This is a genomic window from Allobosea sp. Root670 (assembly GCF_001429415.1).
Taxonomy (GTDB): Bacteria; Pseudomonadota; Alphaproteobacteria; order Rhizobiales; family Beijerinckiaceae; genus Allobosea; species Allobosea robiniae.
Genome location: NZ_LMJU01000016.1, coordinates 1 through 16,630 on the forward strand (window position 1 = coordinate 1; position 16,630 = coordinate 16,630).

Below are 16,630 nucleotides of genomic sequence, written 5' to 3' on the forward strand. Positions count from 1 at the left end.
AACGGCATCGACGAGATGAGCCAGGCGGTGGCGCATCTCGACGAGATGACCCAGCAGAACGCGGCTCTCTCCGAGCAGAGCGCGGCCTCGGCCAACGCCCTCTCCGGCCGGATCGAGCAGCTCAACGGACTGGTCGCGACCTTCAAGACCGATCAGGGCCAGACCTCGGCGTCGCGCGCGCCTGTCCCTGCCCGCCCGGCAGCGTCGGAGCCGGACCGGTTGCGCCAGCTCGCCGAAGCGGCCTTCCAGCAATCGCGACGCCCTGCCCCTGCCGAGACCGTGAAGCGCACGGCCAATGCCCGCAACGGCAGCACAGGCTGGGAGGAGTTCTAGCTCCTCCCGACCCATCCTGCTTCCGCTCGCTTCCCGGTTCGCGTCAGGAAGCGTTGCGTTCCAGGGTAGCCGACAGCTCGGGCTTCACGTTCAGCGTCTGGAAGACCACGCAATAGCGCTCGGTGAGCTTGAGCAGCGTGTCGAGCTTCTCCTGCGGCGCGTCGGTCTCGACGTCGAAGGAGAGGCGGATCGCCTTGAAGCCGACGGCCGCGTCCCTGGCGACACCGAGCGTGCCGCGGAAATCGAGATCGCCCTCGGCGCGGACCACGCCCTTCTTCAGCTCGATCTCGAGCGCCGTCGCGACCGCCTTCAGCGTCACGCCGGCGCAGGCGACCAGCGCCTCCAGCAGCATGTCGCCGGAGCAGAGCTCGGCGCCCGAGCCGCCCGTGGCCGGATGGAGGCCTGCGAGCGCGATGGCACGGCCGGTCTCGACCTTGCAGGCGATGTGCTGGTCGTCGAGCTCGCCATGGGCCTTGAGCGTAATGACCGCCGCCTCGGGATTGGTCCGGTATTCATCCTTGAGGGGGGCCTGCAAGGCCCGCAGTGCGGTGACGTCCATGGAATTCGAGCCTCTCGTTCGTCCTGAAGATCGCTTATGCGGCTGATAGGCTGAAAGCAGGGCTGCGTGCCAGCCCGGCCGATGCGATCCGGTCCGGCTACCACCACATGCCCGCGGTCTCGGCCGCCTTCTCCTGATGCGGGGCCTCGTCGCGCAGCGAGCGGTCGAGCGCGCGCAGGGCCTCGCGCTTCGCCGCCTCGAAGGCCGGCGAAAGCCGGTCGCGCGGGCGGGCGAGCGGGTTGTCGAGCTCGTCGAAGATGCGACCGGGCTTGGGCTGCATCACGACGATGCGGTCGGCCAGCGTCACGGCTTCCTCGACGTCATGCGTGACCATGACCACCGTCGGCCGGCTCTCCTGCCAGAGCGCCAGCAAGTGGCCGTGCAGGCTCGCTCGCGTCGTCGCGTCGAGCGCCGAGAAGGGCTCGTCCATCAGCAGGAGCTTCGGCCGGGTCACGAGGGCGCGCGCGATGGCAACGCGCTGTTGCTGACCGCCGGAGAGTTCGCGCGGCCAGCGCTTCTCATGGCCGGCGAGGCCGACGCGGACCAGCGCATTGGTCACCAGCCCCTCGCGCTCGAAGGCCGAGAGATGCGACAGGCCGAAACCGACATTCTCGGCAACGCTGAGCCAGGGGAAGAGCCGCGGCTCCTGGAAGATGACGCCGACATCGGCGCGCGGCTCGGCGATCGCCTCGCCGTCGAGGCGGATCGCGCCCTCGCTCGGCCGGTCGAGCCCGGCAATGAGGCGCAGCAAGGTGGTTTTGCCGCAGCCGGAGCCGCCGAGCAGCGCGACGATCTCGCCGCGCCCGACATCGAGCGCGATCGATGCCAGCGCATGCGTGCCGTCGGCATAGGTTTTGGACAGCCGGTCGAAACTCAGCACGGGGTTCAACCTTCAGAGCTTGTCGCGCGCCGTATCCTGCCAGGCGAGGAAGGGCCGCGTGATGGCGACGAGCAGGCCGTCCGCCAGCTTGCCGAGCACGGCGAAGCTGATGATGGCCGCGATGATGGAGTCGGGGCGGCCGAGCTGCTGGCCGTCCACGAGCAGATAACCCAGCCCCTCGCTCGCCCCCATGATCTCGGCCGCGACCACGAACATGAAGCCGAGGCCCAGTCCGGAACGCAGCGCGACGATCCAGTCCGGCAGGATCGCCGGCAGGAGCACGCGCCTGACCATGGCGAGGCGCGAGAGGCGGAAGACGCGGCCGACCTCGACGATCTTGCGGTCGATGCCCTGGATCGCCGCGGCGACGCCGAGATAGACCGGGAAGAAGACACCGGCCGCGATCAGCGCCACCTTCGAAGCCTCGAAGATGCCGAACCAGAGAATGAAGAGCGGCACCCAGGCGATCGAGGGGATCGCGCGCAGCGCCTGCAAGGTCGGATCGAGCAGGCTGCGGGCGACAGGCAGCGCGCCCGTCACTGCACCGAACACCGTGCCGGCGAGCGCGCCGAGGCCGAAGCCCGCCCCTACCCGCCAGAGCGTCGCCCCGGCATGGGTCAGGAGTTCGCCCGAGGCGGCGAGGCCCCAGAGCGTGCGCCCGACGACGCTCGGCGGCGGCATCAGGCGCCCGTTGGCGATGCCGGCAGCGACGAGGCATTCCCAGAGGATGGCCAGCACGACCGGCAGGACGAAGCCGGCAACCGCGAGCCCGTAGGAGCGGCGCGGGGCGGCAGGACGCCGCTCCGGCTCGTCCAGGGCATCTGCGATCTCCAGGACGCTCATCGCCTTGGGCTTATGCCGTCAGTTGGTCGCCGCGAAGCGCCGGTCGAGCAGCGCGTCGACCGCGGCCTTCACATCGGTCGAGGCCGGCAGCACGCCGGCATCCTTCAGCGCGATGCCGGCGGCGGTGATGCCGTCGATCTGGGCCTGGCCGATGCTGGAATGGGTCAGCTCCGTACGGGTGAGCTGACGCTCGATTACGGCGTCGGAGAGCTTGGTGGCGTCGACCAGCACCTTCTTGACCTCGGCCGGATTGGCGAGCGCATAGGCGCGCGCTTCCTCGTAGGCCGCCAGCACCTTCTTCACCAAAGCCGGGTGCTCGTTGGCGAAGGCCTCGCGGACATTGAGGATGCCCCAGGTGTTGTCCTCGGGCTTGCGGTAGAACAGCCTGGCGCCGCTCTCGACCTCGGCTGCGGCCATCATCGGATCGAGCCCGGCCCAGGCATCGACATCGCCGCGCTCCAGCGCGAGGCGGCCATCGGCATGCTGGAGCAGGACGAGCTTGACGTCCTTCTCGGTCAGCTTGGCATCGGCCAGCGCGCGAACCAGGAAGATGTGCGGGTCGGTGCCGCGCGTGACGGCGACGCGCTTGCTCTTGAGGTCGGCGACCTTGGTGATCTCGCTCTTGGCGCCGGTGACCAGCGCCGTCCATTCCGGGCGGGAATAGACATAGATCGACTTGATCGGGTTGCCGTTGATCTTGCCGATCAGCGCAGCGGCGCCGGCGGTCGAGCCGAAATCGATCGAGCCGGCATTGAGGAATTCGAGGGCCTTGTTCGATCCGGCCGAGAAGACCCAACGGACCTTGATGCCGTCGGCTTCGAGTGCCTTCTCGAGGATCCCGCGTTCCTTCAGCAGGAGGCTGACGGGATTATAGGTCGCGTAGTCGAGCCGGATTTCCTTGGGCGCCTGCGCGAAGGCCGGCGCGGCGAGGCCGGCGGCAGCGATGAAGGCCAGCGCGAGGCGGCGGGTGATGCTGGTCATGGGGCTTATCCCTCTGTCGATGGTGCGAGGGATCGGGACGGGTGGCGTCCCTGGCCCCACGCTTTAGCTGCACTTGTTTCGCGCCCGCAAGCTGGTGGCTCAAATCGGCGCGTATCCGACCTTTAGGTCCAATCGTTCTGTTTGTCAAACAACACGGAATGAAGCGTCCTTTTCTTTATTTCACATTTTTCAGACGTTTAATTTTGCACTCTGCCTGCCCTCGCCTCCATGTTACGAAAGGCGACGTCCGCCGCAACGGAGCTTTCGTGACCACGCCTCCCGCAAAGCCTGTCCTGTCGCTCGCCGAGATGCTGCAGAGTCCCGAGGCCGAAATCGTGCGGCTGTTCGAGACGGTCAACCGGCGCGACAAGGCCAGGATGCGGCAGCTTCTGATCGCCGGACTCCGGGAGGTGCTCGACGCAGGGCATGCCTCGGCCCGGGCGATCCTGGCCGGCCCGCGCGGCGGGCTCGCCTGCGCACGCCGACTCTCGGCCGTGATGGATGCGGTGGTGCGCGGGCTGCACAGCGCCGCGACCAGCTATTTCTACCCGGCCGACAACCCCTCGCAATCGGAGCGGATCGCGGTCGTCGCCGTCGGCGGCTACGGGCGCGGCACGCTGGCGCCGGGCTCGGATGTCGACCTGCTCTTCCTGTTTCCGCACAAGCAGACGGCCTGGGGCGAGAGCGTGGTCGAATCCATGCTCTATCCGCTCTGGGACCTGAAGCTGAAGACCGGCCATTCCGTGCGTTCGATCGACGATTGCGTGCGCGAGGCCCGCGCCGACATGACGATCCGCACCGCCTTGCTGGAAGCACGCTTCCTGGTCGGCGACCGCCCGCTGTTCGACGAAATGGTCCGCCGCTTCGATGCCGAGGTGGTCGAGGGCACGGCCCCGGCCTTCACCGAGGCCAAGCTCGCCGAGCGCGAGCTCAGGGTGCAGCGGGCCGGCGCCTCGCGCTATCTGGTCGAGCCCAACGTCAAGGACGGCAAGGGGGGCCTGCGCGACCTCAACACGCTGTTCTGGATCGCCAAATACGCCTATCGCGTCCATGACGTGCGCGAACTCGTCGAGGCCGGGCTGTTCGACGAGCAGGAGTTGCAGATGTTCCAGCGCTCGGAGGAATTCCTCTGGCGCGTGCGCTGCTGGCTGCATTTCATCACCGGCCGGGCCGAGGAGAGGTTGTCCTTCGACCTGCAGCGGCAGGTCGCGGCCGCGATCGGCTATGCCGGACGCAGCGGGCAGGCTCCGGTCGAGCGCTTCATGAAGGCCTACTTCCTGATCGCCAAGGATATCGGCGACCTCACCGCCATCGTCTGCGCCGCGCTGGAGGCGCGCCAGCAGAAGCCGCGCGCGACGCTGTCGAAGCTGCTCGGCACCTTCGCCAAGCGCAAGCGCGAGCGTTCGCTCGGCCATACCGACTTCAAGCTGACCAACCAGCGCCTCGATGTCGTCGACGACAGCGCCTTCGAGCGCGATCCGGTCAACCTGCTCCGGCTCTATGCCATCGCCAGCCGCGAGGATCTCGCCATCCATCCGGATGCCAGCCGGCTGGTGACGCAGTCGCTGCGGCTGGTCACGCCCGGCCTGCGCAACGACCCCGAAGCCAACCGCATTTTCCTGGAGATCGTGACCGGCCGGCGCTCGCCCGAGGTGGTGCTGCGGCGCATGAACGAATCCGGTTTGCTCGGCCGGTTCGTCCCGGATTTCGGCCGCATCGTCGCGATGATGCAGTTCAACATGTACCACCACTACACGGTGGACGAGCATCTGATCCGGGCCATGGGCGTGCTGGCCGAGATCGATGCCGGCGCGCTCGAGGCCGAGCATCCGCTCTCCAACGAGATCATGCCGGCGATCTCCAACCGGCGCGCGCTCTATGTCGCGCTTTTGCTGCACGACATCGCCAAGGGGCGGCCGGAGGACCACTCGATCGCCGGCGCCCGGATCGCACGCAAGCTCGGCCCGCGCTTCGGGCTGACCAGCGCGCAGACGGAGACCGTCGCCTGGCTGGTCGAGCACCATCTCGACATGTCGACGGTGGCGCAGAGCCGCGACCTCGGCGACCCCAAGACGATCGAGAGCTTCGCCGCGACCGTGCAGACACTGGAGCGGTTGAAGCTCCTGCTGATCCTCACCGTCGCCGATATCAAGGCGGTCGGGCCCGGCGTCTGGAACGGCTGGAAAGGGCAGTTGCTGCGCACGCTCTACTACGAAACCGAGCTCGTGCTCACCGGCGGGCATTCGGCCGTCGAGCGCAAGGCGCGGGTCGCCATGAAGCAGGACGAATTGCGCCGGCGCCTGTCCGACTGGAACACCGAGGAGCGCGATGCCTATGTCGCGCGGCACTACCCCGCCTACTGGATCAAGGTCGATCCGGAGCAGCAGGAGAAGCATGCGCGCTTCCTGCGCGAGGCGGAAGCCGCCGGGCGGACCACCGCGACCATCGTCGAGACCGACCAGTTCCGCGGCGTGACCGAGCTGACCGTGCTGGCGCCCGACCATCCGCGCCTGCTCGCCATCGTCACCGGCGCCTGCGCCGCGGCCGGCGGCAATATCGTCGACGCGCAGATCTTCACCACCAGCGACGGGCTGGTGCTCGACACGATCTCGGTCTCGCGCGCCTTCGACCGCGACGACGACGAATTGCGCCGGGCCGAACGCATCGCCGCCGCGATCGAACGGGCGCTGAAGGGCGAGATCAAGATCGCCGATCTCGTGGCGCAGCGGCGCGCCCCGCCGCCGCGCGGCCAGACCTTCCAGGTCGAGCCCGAAGTCGTGATCGACAACGTGCTCTCGGCCCGCCACACCGTGCTCGAAGTGTCCGGCCTCGACCGGCCGGGCCTGCTCTACGATCTCACCACCGCGATCGGGAAGCTCAACCTCAACATCGCCTCGGCCCATATCGCGACCTTCGGCGAGAAGGCGGTCGACGTGTTCTACGTCACCGACCTGACCCATGCGAAGATCGTCTCGACCGGCCGGCAGCTGACGATCCGCAAGGCCCTCATCGACGTCTTCAAGTTCGAGGCGGAGAAGCCGGGCCCGACCAAGGCGAAAGTGCCGGCCCGCGCTTGATTTAAACGACCATAAGGCCGATATCCGGCACGAACGCGGCTGCGGCCCCGCAAGGGGCGGCGCAGCCAAGTCTTTATTTGCCGCATTTTCGCTGACGCGGACCTTCGGTTCTTCACGCGAACCGGCATCCACTTCGCTCGAAAATGCTGAGAAAGGGACGTGACGATAAAATGACGCAGAACCCTGCGACGGAAGACCCCAACCTCGAAGCCGGCGCGGACGCGCCCGAGCAGGCGGCCAACGCCGAGGCAGGCCTCGACGCGCAGCTCGCCAAGCTCCAGGCCGAACGCGACGATCTCAAGGACAAGCTGCTGCGCACGCTCGCCGAGATGGAGAACCTGCGCCGACGCACCGAGCGCGAGATCGCCGATGCGAAAACCTATGCCGTGACCAGCTTCGCCCGCGACATGCTCGGCTCCTCCGACAATCTCCGCCGGGCGCTGGAAAGCCTGCCCGCCGATGCCTTGAAAGCGGCCGATGCTGCCGTGAAGACGCTGCATGAAGGCGTCGAATTGACCGAGCGCGAACTGCTCAAGACGCTGGAGCGTCACGGCGTGCGCCGCATCGACCCGCTGGCTGAGAAATTCGACCCCAACCTGCACCAGGCGATGTTCGAGGCGCCCGACGCCACGATCGCCAAGGGGCTGGTCTCGAAGGTCGTGCAGATCGGCTACAAGATCGGCGAGCGCGTGCTGCGCCCGGCGCTGGTCGGTGTCTCCGCGGGGGCGCCCAAGGCGGACGCGCCGGCCGACGAAACCAGCCCGCACTGACGCCGTGTTCGAGGCCGCCGGCGTCGCCATCTTCGCGCTGACCGGTGCCCTCGTCGCCGCCCGCAAGGGCATGGACCCGTTCGGCTTCATCCTGCTGGCGACCGTCACAGGCGTCGGCGGCGGAACCTTGCGCGACGTCCTGCTCGGGCGCGGCATCTTCTGGGTGCGCGATCCCAGCGACGTCATCGTCTGCACCGCGGTCGCCCTCGGTTGCTGGGCCCTCGCCTATCTCAAGCCCGGCGTCCTCGAAGGCTGGGCCGGCCGCAAACTGCTGATCTGGGCCGATGCCGCCGGCCTCTCGCTCTTCGCCGTCATCGGTACGCTCAAGGGCCTCGACGCGGCCGTTCCCGTACTCTCGGCGGTCGCGCTCGGCGCGATGACCGGGACCTTCGGCGGCATCCTGCGCGACATCCTCGCCGGCGACCGGCCGATGGTGCTGTGGAGCCGCGATTTCTACGTCACCGCCGCAACCGCCGGAGCCGGCACCACGGCACTGCTCGCCGGCCTCGGCCTGCCCGGCCCGATTGTGATGCTCGGCGGGTTCGCAGCCTGCTTCGGCCTGCGGGCGGGATCGCTGCTGTTCGGCTGGTCGTTCCCCAGTCTGCCCGGCAAGCCGGCCGATTAGGGCTTCGGCTTCGTCACTCGCCGCAGTGTCAGGTTGATCCGCCCGCCCTCGGGCAGCAGCGTCGACGATCCCCTCAGGATCCGGTCAATGCCGTGATAGGCGAGCCGCGCCTCACCGCCAAAGATCAGGACATCGCCCGACGCGAGCTTGAGCGAGGTGGTCTTGCCGCCGCGCGTCGTGCCGCCGATGCGGAAGAGCGCGGCATCGCCGAGCGAGACCGACAGGACCGGAGCGTCGAAATCCTGCTCGTCGCGGTCCTGATGCAGGCCCATCTTGGCGCCCGCCGCGTAGAAATTGACGAGGCAGGCCTCGGGTGGATGCGGATAGCCGGCCAGCTCCGCCCAGAGATCGAGAAGCGGCGCCGGCATCAACGGCCAGGGCTCGCCCGTCTCGGGATGCTCCGGCTGGTAGCGATAGCCATTGATGTCGGAGACCCAGCCGAGCGAGCCGCAATTGGTCATGCGGACCGAGAAGGGCTTGCCGGTCTTCGGCATGCGCGGCTGGAAGAACGGCGCCTTGCGCGCCACGGCGCGCAGCTCCGCCACCAGGGCGGCCTGCTCCTCCGGCGCCAGCCTCCCCGGCCAGTGGACGACGCCCGGTGCGACGGTGACGCGCGTCATCGTCAGAGCGCGTCGAGGCCGAGCACGTCGGCCATCGAGTAGAGCCGCGCTTCCCGTCCCTTGCCCCAAAGGGCGGCCTTGACCGCGCCCTGTGCGAAGAGGCTGCGATCCTCCGCGACATGGGCGAGTTCGAGCCGCTCGCCGGCGCCGGCGAAGATCACCTTGTGATCGCCGACGACCGTGCCGCCACGCAAGGCAGCAAAGCCGATCGTGCCGGCCTGGCGCGCGCCGGTGATGCCGTCGCGGCCGGCGACGCGCTGCTGTGCGAGATCGACCGCGCGCCCTTCCGCCGCCGCCTCGCCAAGCAGGACGGCCGTGCCGGAGGGCGCATCGACCTTCATACGGTGATGCATCTCGACGATCTCGATGTCCCAGTCGGTGCCGAGCGTCGCTGCGACCTTGCGCACCAGCGCCGCCAGCAGGTTGACGCCGAGGCTCATGTTGCCGGAGCGGATGATCGGCGTGCGCTTCGCAGCCTCGGCCAGCTCAGCCAGATGCGTGGGCTCAAGCCCGGTCGTGCCGACGACATGCAGGATTCCGGCATCGGCGGCGAGCTTGGCAAAGGCGACCGTCGCGTCCGGCGCCGTGAAATCGAGCACGCCATCGGCGGATGCGAAAGCTGCGGCGGCGTCGCTCGTCACCTTGATGCCGGATGCCGGCAGGCCGGCGAGAATCCCGGCATCCTCGCCGAGCGCGGCAGAGCCCGGCCGCTCGATCGCGGCCACAAGCGTGCAGCCGTCGGCCTGATCGATGGCGCGAATGAGCATCCGGCCCATCCGCCCGGCGGCACCGACGACGACGAGACGCATATCACTCATGGAAGGCGGGCTCCGGGCTGGTTCTGCGACGAAAGCAGATGCCTTCGCCAGTAGCGCAATAGGCCCGGCTCCGCCAGCGGCCCACCCGAAAGCCGCGCATAGCAAAACGGCCGGGTTGCCCCGGCCGTTCCTGTTCTCGCAAGAGGTCGGCGCTCAGGCCGCCTGCTGGATGCCCGAGAGCTTCCAGGCGGCGCCGCGCTCGCGCAGGAAGGTCCAGTATTCGCTGACCTCCTGGGTCTGCGTCGCGCTGCCCTCGACGACATTGCCGGACTTGCGGTCATAGAGCGCGTTGATCAGGCTGAAGCGCATCGCCACCGTCGCGTAATCGGCGTCGCCCTCGTGCCAGGCCTGCGACAGGTCGCCCTGCAGCAGCTTGACGTCGGAGACGCGGTCGACCAAGCCGCGGCGGGCGTTGTCGCTGAGATCCTCGTCGAAATAGCCGAACATCTCGGGTGTCGTCCGCTGACGCAGGCCGGCCTCATCCTCGTTGGAATAGGCGGTGTTGACCTCGCCGAGCAGGCGCTCGAAGGCGTTGAAATCCTCGCCCGAAAGCTCGATCGGCTGGGGCTGCACCGCCGCAGCAGCGGCACCGCCACCGAAGCCGCCCATGCGGGCGGCGGCAGGCTGTTGCTGCGGGGCGTCATAGCCCTGGCGGGCATAGGGCGCGCCCGCGCTGGCGAGCTGCGGCTCGGAACGGCGGCGGAAGAAGCGGATGGCGAGCATGACGATGCCGGCGATCAGCGCGAGCTGAAGCAGGAAGCCGAGCACACCGGCGAGCGAAGCCAGACCGCCGAAGAAGCCGGAGCCCGACAACATGCCGAACAGACCGGCGCCGAGCAGGCCGGCACCGATGCCCATCATCATGTTGCGCGCGAAGGACGGGCGGGCCGCCTGAGCAGCCGCACCGGCGGCCGAGGGGCCAGCCATCGACGGCGACGCCGGCGAGGACGGGGCCGAGCGCTGGAAAGTCTGGGCGCCGCCCGGCGTCGTATTCGTCGACGGCGGCGCGCTATTGGTGAATGACCCACGGCTGCCCGAGCTGCGGCCGCCGCCCGGACGGGCTTCGGCAACGAGCGGCACGAGCAACAGGGCCCCGGCAACCAGGGCGACGGCACGTCCACGATGGGCAAGCGAAATCAGAGACATTGTTCCTCCCGGAGCCCCCCAATGGGCCCACCGCTGCCCAATATGGAGAGAGCCCGCATTCCACGCAAGGCCCGATCCGGCTAACAGACTGAAATTCCTGACTATTTCAAATCGGTACATAATTATTCGTTGCGATCGGGCCGATATGGTAAACTCCTGATCCGTCTCGCCATGCGAGGCGCAGGGAGAGAGCCATGACCGGATCCGGACCGAGGCCTCACCGACATCGCGTGCTGAGCTGCATGCTCGCGCTCGCCGTGCTGTTCCTGTTCAGCGAAGCGGCAGCCGCCGGCGAGCCGGCCGTCGCGCTGGACAAGCCGCGCCTGGCCCAGGCGCCGGAGCCGCTCTGCTTCTGCTGGAACGACGGCCGCAAGATCGCTGAAGGGTCGATGTCCTGCATCAGGACCACGCAGGGCCGGCGCGTCGCGACCTGCGGACGGGTGGTCAACATGATGTCCTGGCAACTGACGGAAACCGCCTGCCCGGAGAGCTGAACGCTCCCGCCTGAGGCCTGAGCCCAAACAGAAACGCCGCCGGGACTTCTTCCCGGCGGCGTTGTTGTCATTGCTCTTGTGGTCCTAGCGACTTCGAGACTGACCCGTTGTCAGAACGCTCCCAGAACGATCGCCATCATGAAAACGAAGGCCGCACCCATGATCAATCGGTCGAGACGTAGCGTGACACTCATCACACCCTCCTGTGTCATTGACCTGTCGTGGAGGCTATCAGAACTGACGAAGGCCGCAAGGGGGCAGCATCGTGGCGGGGCCGGGACGGAGGGTAGAACATCCTTAATCAGGGGTTAAACCATTGATTAGATTTGGGGATATTCCTGACTGCGAAATTTCGTCGCGAGTCTGCTCCAACGCGGCGCCACAGCTTCGCCACGGTTCGACCTGAGCCCCCACGGCCTGATCTTGGCAACATCTGGGAGATGGTTCGAGACGGCGAAACCCGCCCTGGTTAAGGCCGGGAACAGTGCATTAAGGCGCGATTCACCACGGCGCCAAAGTTAATCCGCCTGTGGCGGCCGGAGCGCAGTCGGTTGAGAAACCGTTCACCAAGCGGTTCGCATTTGAATGGTCATGCGACGCGCTCATCTCGCCCTCATCGCACTCGGCATCGCCGGCGCAGCCGGCCTGGCAGGCTGCGGCAAATTCCAGAAGCCGCAGCGCGCCGCCTGGCGCGACCAGGCGGAAGCCGCCTGCATGGCCTCCCGGCAGGTCCAGATCTCGTCCTATGTCAGCCTGCGCGGCAAGGCGATCGACGGACCGGGAACCTGCGGCATGCAGCAGCCGCTGAAGGTCTCGGCCTTCTCGAATGGCGGCATCGGCCTGACCAGCTCGGCCACCCTCTCCTGCCCGGTCGTCGCGACCACCGACAAATGGCTGGCCGAAGTGGTGCAGCCGGCGGCGATGAACGTGCTCGGCGCCCAGGTCGTCGAATTGCGCGCCGGCTCCTATTCCTGCCGGGCGATGAACAACGGCACCAGGACAACGCGCACCTCGGAGCATGCCTTCGGCAACGCCGTCGACGTCTTCTCCTTCCGGCTCAACGACAACCGCGTGATCACGGTGAAGGATGGCTGGCGCGGCTCCCCCGAGGAGCAGAATTTCCTGCGCGAGGTCTTCGTCGGCGCCTGCCAGCATTTCTCGACGGTGCTCGGCCCCGGCGCAGACCCGCTGCATTACGACCATTTCCATATCGACCTGGCGCGGCACTCGAAAGGCCGGCACATCTGCAAGCCGGTGATCAAATACACGCCGAACTACAATCTGCAGCCGCCGGACCCGGCGCGACCCTACGCCTCGTCCCAGTCGCAGCCGCGTGACATGGCGCCGGCGGCCGGCACCATGGTCGCGGATGGCAGGCTGCTCCGGCAGCCCAGCGATGGCTTGCGGCCGCCCGGCGCGGTGCAGGGCGGCTACCCGGTCGCGAACTATGGCCGAGGCCAGGCCCAGAGCCTCGATGCGCAGCAGCGCTTCCTGGAGCAGTACGACACGCGTCAGCGGCAGGGGCACTTCCAGCCGCAGCCGCTGCCCAGCGAGAATGCCGGGCCGCTGTCACTGCCGGGCGCGGTGCCGCCGACGGAGGAAGCCGTTCTCGGCGACGAGGGCGGGACGGGTGTCGTCGACATGGAAGGCGAGGACCAGGCCCAGCCGATGATCACGCCGCAGCACGACCCCTTCGCCTACAGCTCCGGGCGCGTGCCGCCGCGGCGCTAGATCGCCATGCGTCCTATCGGGCGCAAAGTGGCGATCTAGCCCATCGCCTAGCATCAGGTTGCTCCGAAAAGTGGGTTCCACTTTTCGGTCCGATGCTGAGCCCCACGCTCAGCGCGAGACCAGCACCTGCCGGCATTCCGGCGGCAGGGCATCGAGCGACATCGGCGGTTTCGGCTTGGGTTTCGGGCCCGGCCTCGGCTTCGGCGGATTGAAGATGGCCTTGTGCTGGCGCTCGATCCAGCCGCTGAGCTCGGCGCCGCAGCCATCGCCGAAATTCGGAGGTTCCTGGCCCTGGCAACTCGCCATGCCGGCCGGACAGGCCAGCCGGATATGGAAATGGTAGTTGTGGCCCCAGATCGGGCGCACCTTGTCCAGCCAGCTCTTGTCGGCGCCGGCCTCGCGGCAGAGCGCGACCTTGAGCGCCGGGTTGACGAAGATGCGCTCGACCTTCGGCTCGGCCGCCACCGTGCGGATCAGCCTCGTATGGGCCGGGGTCCAATGGCGTGGATCGACATCGCGCCAATCGGAGCGAGCCATGTTGACCGCCGACATGTTCTCGCGCTGCTCGCGGTCGAGCCGGCCCCGCGGCATCGGCGTCAACCAGACATCGGCATCGAGCCCGATCTGGTGCGAGGCATGGCCGGTCAACATCGGCCCGCCGCGCGGCTGCGACATGTCGCCGACGAGCAGCCCCGCCCAGCCGGTGATGCGCGGCACGTCGCGCGCCAGCTTCTCGAGATAGTCGATCAGGGCGGGATGGCCCCAGTTGCGATTGCGGTTGAGCCGCATGACCTGCCAGCTTGGCCCATCGACCGGCAAGGCTTCGGCGCCGGCGAGGCAGCCGCGCGCATAGGAGCCGATCGCTCGTGCCTGCATGCTCGCCGGCGCGGTCTTCTGGCCGAAGAGCGTGCGGGCGGCATCGGGCCAGGCGGCAATGTTGGCGGCGCGGTTCTTCGCCTCCTGATCCGCCGTCGACTGGGCGAGTGCTGCAACCGGCAGGAAGGCGAGCGGAACGAGGAGGGCTGCGATTCGGGAGATAGCGCGCATATCCTGAGAATCACCGCGACCAGCCATCGCGGTCAAGCGCCGTGGCTGGACAAGCGGCGCGGCGAATTGCAGCCTTGCGCATCGGCGCCGCAGAGCACCTTTCAGGGAGGATACCGATGACGGCCAGGATCGACCGCCGCAGCATTCTTGCCGGCGCAGGCGCCCTTCTCGCAGCACCGACCGCAGGCCTCGGCCAGCAACCCTGGCCGCAGGGGCGGGTCCTCAAGCTCGTCGTGCCGTTTCCGCCGGCGGGCGCGACCGATGTGCTGGCGCGCCTCGTGGCCGACAAGCTCGGCCGGACCTGGGGGACCAATATCGTGGTCGAAAACCGTCCGGGCGCCGGCGGCAATATAGGCACGGATGCCGTCGCCAAGGCCGAGCCGACCGGCGACACCTTCCTGATCGTCTCGGTGGGCATGGCGACCAACCAGTATCTCTACCAGAAGCTGACCTACGATCCCGCCAGGGACCTGGCGCCGATCACCATGGTCGCGATGGTGCCCAACCTGCTGGTGGTCAACAAGACGGTGCCGGCGAACAACGTCGCCGAGCTGATCGCCTATGCGAAGGCCAATCCCGGCAAGCTCACCTATGGCTCGTCCGGTATCGGCACCTCGGTGCATCTCTGCGGCGAGCTGTTCCAGAAGCTGACCGGCACCACGATGGTGCATGTGCCCTATCGCGGCACGGCGCAGGCGACGCAGGACCTGATCGGCGGGCGCATAGACCTGATCTTCGACAATATCCCGCAGGCGCTGCCCCATGTCCGTGCCGGCTCGATCCGCGGCTTCGGCATCACCACGGCGAAGCGCTCGCCGACGGCGCCGGAATTCGCGCCGATCGCCGATACCGTGCCGGGCTTCGACGTCTCCTCCTGGTTCGCGCTGTTCGCGCCTGCGAAGACACCGCCCGCTGTCATCGCCAAGATCCAGGCCGACACCAAAGCGGGGATTGCCGACCCGGCCGTGCGGGCGAAGATGGATGCGCTCGCCGCGGAACCCGTCGGCAATAGCCCGGACGAGCTTGGTGCGTTCCTGCAGGCCGAGATGAAGCGCTGGGGCGACCTGATCAAGGAGGTCGGCCTCAAGGTGGAATGATCCGGAGCCGCCCGGGCGGAACCGAGGCTTCGCGGCCGGCGTTTCCCGCTAGACCTCGCCCGAAACGGGCGCTGCTTTACGGGAGTTCGCCATGTCCACCCTTCTCATCATCGTGCTGCTGATCGTGCTTCTCGGCGGCGGCGGCTATTACGGCCATCGCAGCTATGGAACGGCCGGGCTCGGCGGCGTGCTCGGACTCGTCCTCGTGATCGTCCTGATCCTGTGGCTGCTCGGCGCCATCGGCGGCGCGCGCATCGCCTGACGCCTCGACCGGCGTGCGCCGCGATCAGCTCGCGGCGCGGCTCTCCCAGACCGCGACAGCCGCGGCCAGATCCTCGAGCGCGACGCCGACGGACTTGAACAGGGTAATGCCGCCGCCCTCGACCGGGCCGGCGATCCGGCCGTGGCAGAGATCGGCCAGTGTGCCCGCCACCTTGTCGGCGCTGTAGCTGCCCTCGGCGATGGCGACGGCGACATCGCCGCCTTCGTCGATCGCCTTGCTGGAATCGACGATGACGCGGGCACGGTGCAGCGCATCGGCATCGGCCTCGCGCATCTGCATGGTGAAGCCGCCGATCAGGTCGAGATGGGCTTCGCGCTTCAGCCAATGGCCGTGGATCAGCGGTTCGGTCGCATTGGTCGCGCAGGAGATGATGTCGGCCGTGCGGGCCTCGCCTTCGAGATCGGTGGTGGCGCGAGCTTCGATGCCCTCCTTCGCCAGTTCGGCGACGGTCGCCTCGGCGGCTTCGGGCCGCCGCGCCCAGATCGCGATCTCGGTCAGCGGCCGGACGGAGCGATGCGCCTTGATGATGAAGGGCGCGAGCGCGCCGGCCCCGACCATCAGCATGCGGCTGGCCTCGGGGTTCGACATGTAGCGCGAGGCCAGGGCCGAGGCCGCCGCCGTGCGCCATGTCGTCAGCCGGTTGCCGTCCATCACCGCGAGCGGCTTGCCGGTCGCACCGTCCATCAGCAGGTAGGCGCCCATGACGCCCGGCAGATTGCGCTTGCCGTTGCCGAAGAAGACCGAGACGATCTTGGTGCCGATATAGGGATTGGCGACATCCGGCCCGCTCCAGGCCGGCATGGTCAGCAGGATCGCATCGGTCTCGCCCGGCCGCTCGATCGCGTATTGGCCGCGCTTGGGCGCGATGACCTCGCTGCGGAAGGCGTCGTCGAGAAGGTCGATCAGGCCAGGATAACTCAGGGCCGCATCGATCTCGGCCACGTCGAAAAGTCGCATCAATTCCGTCCGTTGGTCAGTGCCGGCAACGCGGAGTCGGGCACGGCCGAACGCAGCGCCTGGGTTTCGGAGCGCAATGCCTCCGCCTCACGGCGGTTGCGGCGCGCCGCCTTGCGGTGCTTGCCCTGCGCGACCCAGGAGGCCAGGCCGCCGACCAGAACGCCGACGGCGATCGCCGCGAGCACCACGGCGAAGAGCGGTAGCTCGAAGGAGAACACGGGTAAGTCGCGGCTGAACGGATCGAGCGAGACGCGCACAGTGCCGCGGTTGGCGACCGAAAACAGCACGATCACCAGCGCGACGGGAACCAGCACCAGCGCCTTGAAGAAGGCCTTCATCACAATCTCCGTGTGGCCGCGGGACCGGCGC

At 68.1% G+C, this 16,630-nt stretch carries 17 protein-coding genes and 1 pseudogene; 8 read left to right on the forward strand and 10 right to left on the reverse strand.

What is annotated here, in order from left to right:
* Positions 1-333: pseudogene (locus tag ASE61_RS26820) on the forward strand (hypothetical protein); the annotation flags it as partial.
* A gap of 43 nt (positions 334-376) precedes the next feature.
* Here ASE61_RS26820 and ASE61_RS15420 read toward each other — a convergent pair.
* The 4 genes from ASE61_RS15420 to ASE61_RS15435 form a co-directional block, all read right to left on the reverse strand.
* On the reverse strand, positions 377-892 hold the full coding sequence (locus ASE61_RS15420; RefSeq protein ID WP_061968360.1) for an OsmC family protein: 516 nt from the start codon (positions 890-892) through the stop codon (positions 377-379).
* Between the two features lie 97 nt (positions 893-989).
* Positions 990-1,772 (reverse strand): ABC transporter ATP-binding protein, encoded by a 783-nt coding sequence (locus tag ASE61_RS15425; RefSeq protein ID WP_061969105.1) that lies wholly within the window; start codon positions 1,770-1,772, stop codon positions 990-992.
* 12 nt (positions 1,773-1,784) lie between these two features.
* A complete protein-coding gene (locus ASE61_RS15430; RefSeq protein ID WP_061968362.1) occupies positions 1,785-2,615 on the reverse strand; it encodes an ABC transporter permease in 831 nt (276 codons plus the stop codon).
* An 18-nt stretch (positions 2,616-2,633) separates the two neighbouring features.
* Complete coding sequence (locus ASE61_RS15435; RefSeq protein WP_061968364.1) at positions 2,634-3,596, reverse strand: aliphatic sulfonate ABC transporter substrate-binding protein; 963 nt, start codon at positions 3,594-3,596, stop codon at positions 2,634-2,636.
* A gap of 311 nt (positions 3,597-3,907) precedes the next feature.
* Here ASE61_RS15435 and ASE61_RS15440 point away from each other — a divergent pair, with 311 nt between their 5' ends.
* The 3 genes from ASE61_RS15440 to ASE61_RS15450 all read left to right on the forward strand — a co-directional run bounded on the left by ASE61_RS15440 (position 3,908) and on the right by ASE61_RS15450 (position 8,068).
* Positions 3,908-6,673 (forward strand): [protein-PII] uridylyltransferase, encoded by a 2,766-nt coding sequence (locus ASE61_RS15440; RefSeq protein WP_413813543.1) that lies wholly within the window; start codon positions 3,908-3,910, stop codon positions 6,671-6,673.
* Between the two features lie 170 nt (positions 6,674-6,843).
* Positions 6,844-7,443 carry a nucleotide exchange factor GrpE gene (gene grpE, locus ASE61_RS15445; RefSeq protein ID WP_061968366.1) on the forward strand — a complete coding sequence of 200 codons (600 nt, stop codon included), beginning with the start codon at positions 6,844-6,846 and terminating at the stop codon, positions 7,441-7,443.
* A gap of 4 nt (positions 7,444-7,447) precedes the next feature.
* Positions 7,448-8,068, forward strand: a complete 621-nt coding sequence (locus ASE61_RS15450; protein ID WP_082617458.1) for a trimeric intracellular cation channel family protein — start codon at positions 7,448-7,450, stop codon at positions 8,066-8,068.
* On the opposite strand, the gene ASE61_RS15455 is transcribed toward ASE61_RS15450, so the two are convergent.
* The 3 genes from ASE61_RS15455 to ASE61_RS15465 form a co-directional block, all read right to left on the reverse strand.
* A complete protein-coding gene (locus ASE61_RS15455; RefSeq protein ID WP_061968369.1) occupies positions 8,065-8,688 on the reverse strand; it encodes an alpha-ketoglutarate-dependent dioxygenase AlkB family protein in 624 nt (207 codons plus the stop codon). The two genes, ASE61_RS15450 and ASE61_RS15455, sit on opposite strands and share 4 nt — an antisense overlap.
* A gap of 2 nt (positions 8,689-8,690) precedes the next feature.
* On the reverse strand, positions 8,691-9,497 hold the full coding sequence (dapB, locus tag ASE61_RS15460; RefSeq protein WP_061968371.1) for a 4-hydroxy-tetrahydrodipicolinate reductase: 807 nt from the start codon (positions 9,495-9,497) through the stop codon (positions 8,691-8,693).
* A 162-nt stretch (positions 9,498-9,659) separates the two neighbouring features.
* Positions 9,660-10,652, reverse strand: coding sequence for a Tim44 domain-containing protein (locus ASE61_RS15465; protein WP_061968373.1), 993 nt, complete (start codon positions 10,650-10,652; stop codon positions 9,660-9,662).
* Between the two features lie 194 nt (positions 10,653-10,846).
* On the opposite strand from ASE61_RS15465, the gene ASE61_RS15470 reads away from it, so the two are divergent.
* Positions 10,847-11,146 carry a hypothetical protein gene (locus ASE61_RS15470; protein WP_142114771.1) on the forward strand — a complete coding sequence of 100 codons (300 nt, stop codon included), beginning with the start codon at positions 10,847-10,849 and terminating at the stop codon, positions 11,144-11,146.
* Positions 11,147-11,737: 591 nt separating this feature from the next.
* Positions 11,738-12,877: an extensin family protein gene (locus ASE61_RS15475; protein ID WP_162260105.1), complete on the forward strand. Its 1,140-nt coding sequence runs from the start codon at positions 11,738-11,740 to the stop codon at positions 12,875-12,877.
* Between the two features lie 108 nt (positions 12,878-12,985).
* Here the strand turns inward: ASE61_RS15475 and mepA are convergent, their stop codons facing one another.
* Positions 12,986-13,924 carry a penicillin-insensitive murein endopeptidase gene (mepA, locus tag ASE61_RS15480; protein WP_061968378.1) on the reverse strand — a complete coding sequence of 313 codons (939 nt, stop codon included), beginning with the start codon at positions 13,922-13,924 and terminating at the stop codon, positions 12,986-12,988.
* A 116-nt stretch (positions 13,925-14,040) separates the two neighbouring features.
* Between mepA and ASE61_RS15485 the strand changes: the two genes are divergently transcribed.
* Both ASE61_RS15485 and ASE61_RS26010 read left to right on the forward strand, forming a co-directional pair.
* Positions 14,041-15,021, forward strand: a complete 981-nt coding sequence (locus ASE61_RS15485; protein ID WP_061968379.1) for a tripartite tricarboxylate transporter substrate binding protein — start codon at positions 14,041-14,043, stop codon at positions 15,019-15,021.
* Between the two features lie 91 nt (positions 15,022-15,112).
* Positions 15,113-15,283: a DUF3309 family protein gene (locus tag ASE61_RS26010; RefSeq protein WP_082617459.1), complete on the forward strand. Its 171-nt coding sequence runs from the start codon at positions 15,113-15,115 to the stop codon at positions 15,281-15,283.
* Between the two features lie 24 nt (positions 15,284-15,307).
* On the opposite strand, the gene ASE61_RS15490 is transcribed toward ASE61_RS26010, so the two are convergent.
* Entirely contained in the window at positions 15,308-16,261 is a 954-nt protein-coding gene (locus ASE61_RS15490; protein WP_061968381.1) for an ornithine cyclodeaminase family protein, read from the reverse strand.
* Positions 16,261-16,599: a LapA family protein gene (locus ASE61_RS15495; RefSeq protein WP_061968383.1), complete on the reverse strand. Its 339-nt coding sequence runs from the start codon at positions 16,597-16,599 to the stop codon at positions 16,261-16,263. The genes ASE61_RS15490 and ASE61_RS15495 overlap by 1 nt, the downstream gene beginning before the upstream one ends.
* Positions 16,600-16,630: the final 31 nt, after the last annotated feature.

Coding starts and splice junctions, on each gene's coding strand:
- ASE61_RS15420 (WP_061968360.1), bottom strand. CDS start 892: ATGGACGTCACCGCACTGCGGGCCTTGCAGGCCCCCCTCAAGGATGAA.
- ASE61_RS15430 (WP_061968362.1), bottom strand. CDS start 2,615: ATGAGCGTCCTGGAGATCGCAGATGCCCTGGACGAGCCGGAGCGGCGT.
- ASE61_RS15435 (WP_061968364.1), bottom strand. CDS start 3,596: ATGACCAGCATCACCCGCCGCCTCGCGCTGGCCTTCATCGCTGCCGCC.
- grpE (WP_061968366.1), top strand. CDS start 6,844: ATGACGCAGAACCCTGCGACGGAAGACCCCAACCTCGAAGCCGGCGCG.
- ASE61_RS15455 (WP_061968369.1), bottom strand. CDS start 8,688: ATGACGCGCGTCACCGTCGCACCGGGCGTCGTCCACTGGCCGGGGAGG.
- dapB (WP_061968371.1), bottom strand. CDS start 9,497: ATGCGTCTCGTCGTCGTCGGTGCCGCCGGGCGGATGGGCCGGATGCTC.
- ASE61_RS15465 (WP_061968373.1), bottom strand. CDS start 10,652: ATGTCTCTGATTTCGCTTGCCCATCGTGGACGTGCCGTCGCCCTGGTT.
- ASE61_RS15470 (WP_142114771.1), top strand. CDS start 10,847: ATGACCGGATCCGGACCGAGGCCTCACCGACATCGCGTGCTGAGCTGC.
- ASE61_RS15475 (WP_162260105.1), top strand. CDS start 11,738: ATGCGACGCGCTCATCTCGCCCTCATCGCACTCGGCATCGCCGGCGCA.
- mepA (WP_061968378.1), bottom strand. CDS start 13,924: ATGCGCGCTATCTCCCGAATCGCAGCCCTCCTCGTTCCGCTCGCCTTC.
- ASE61_RS15485 (WP_061968379.1), top strand. CDS start 14,041: ATGACGGCCAGGATCGACCGCCGCAGCATTCTTGCCGGCGCAGGCGCC.
- ASE61_RS26010 (WP_082617459.1), top strand. CDS start 15,113: ATGTCCACCCTTCTCATCATCGTGCTGCTGATCGTGCTTCTCGGCGGC.
- ASE61_RS15490 (WP_061968381.1), bottom strand. CDS start 16,261: ATGCGACTTTTCGACGTGGCCGAGATCGATGCGGCCCTGAGTTATCCT.
- ASE61_RS15495 (WP_061968383.1), bottom strand. CDS start 16,599: ATGAAGGCCTTCTTCAAGGCGCTGGTGCTGGTTCCCGTCGCGCTGGTG.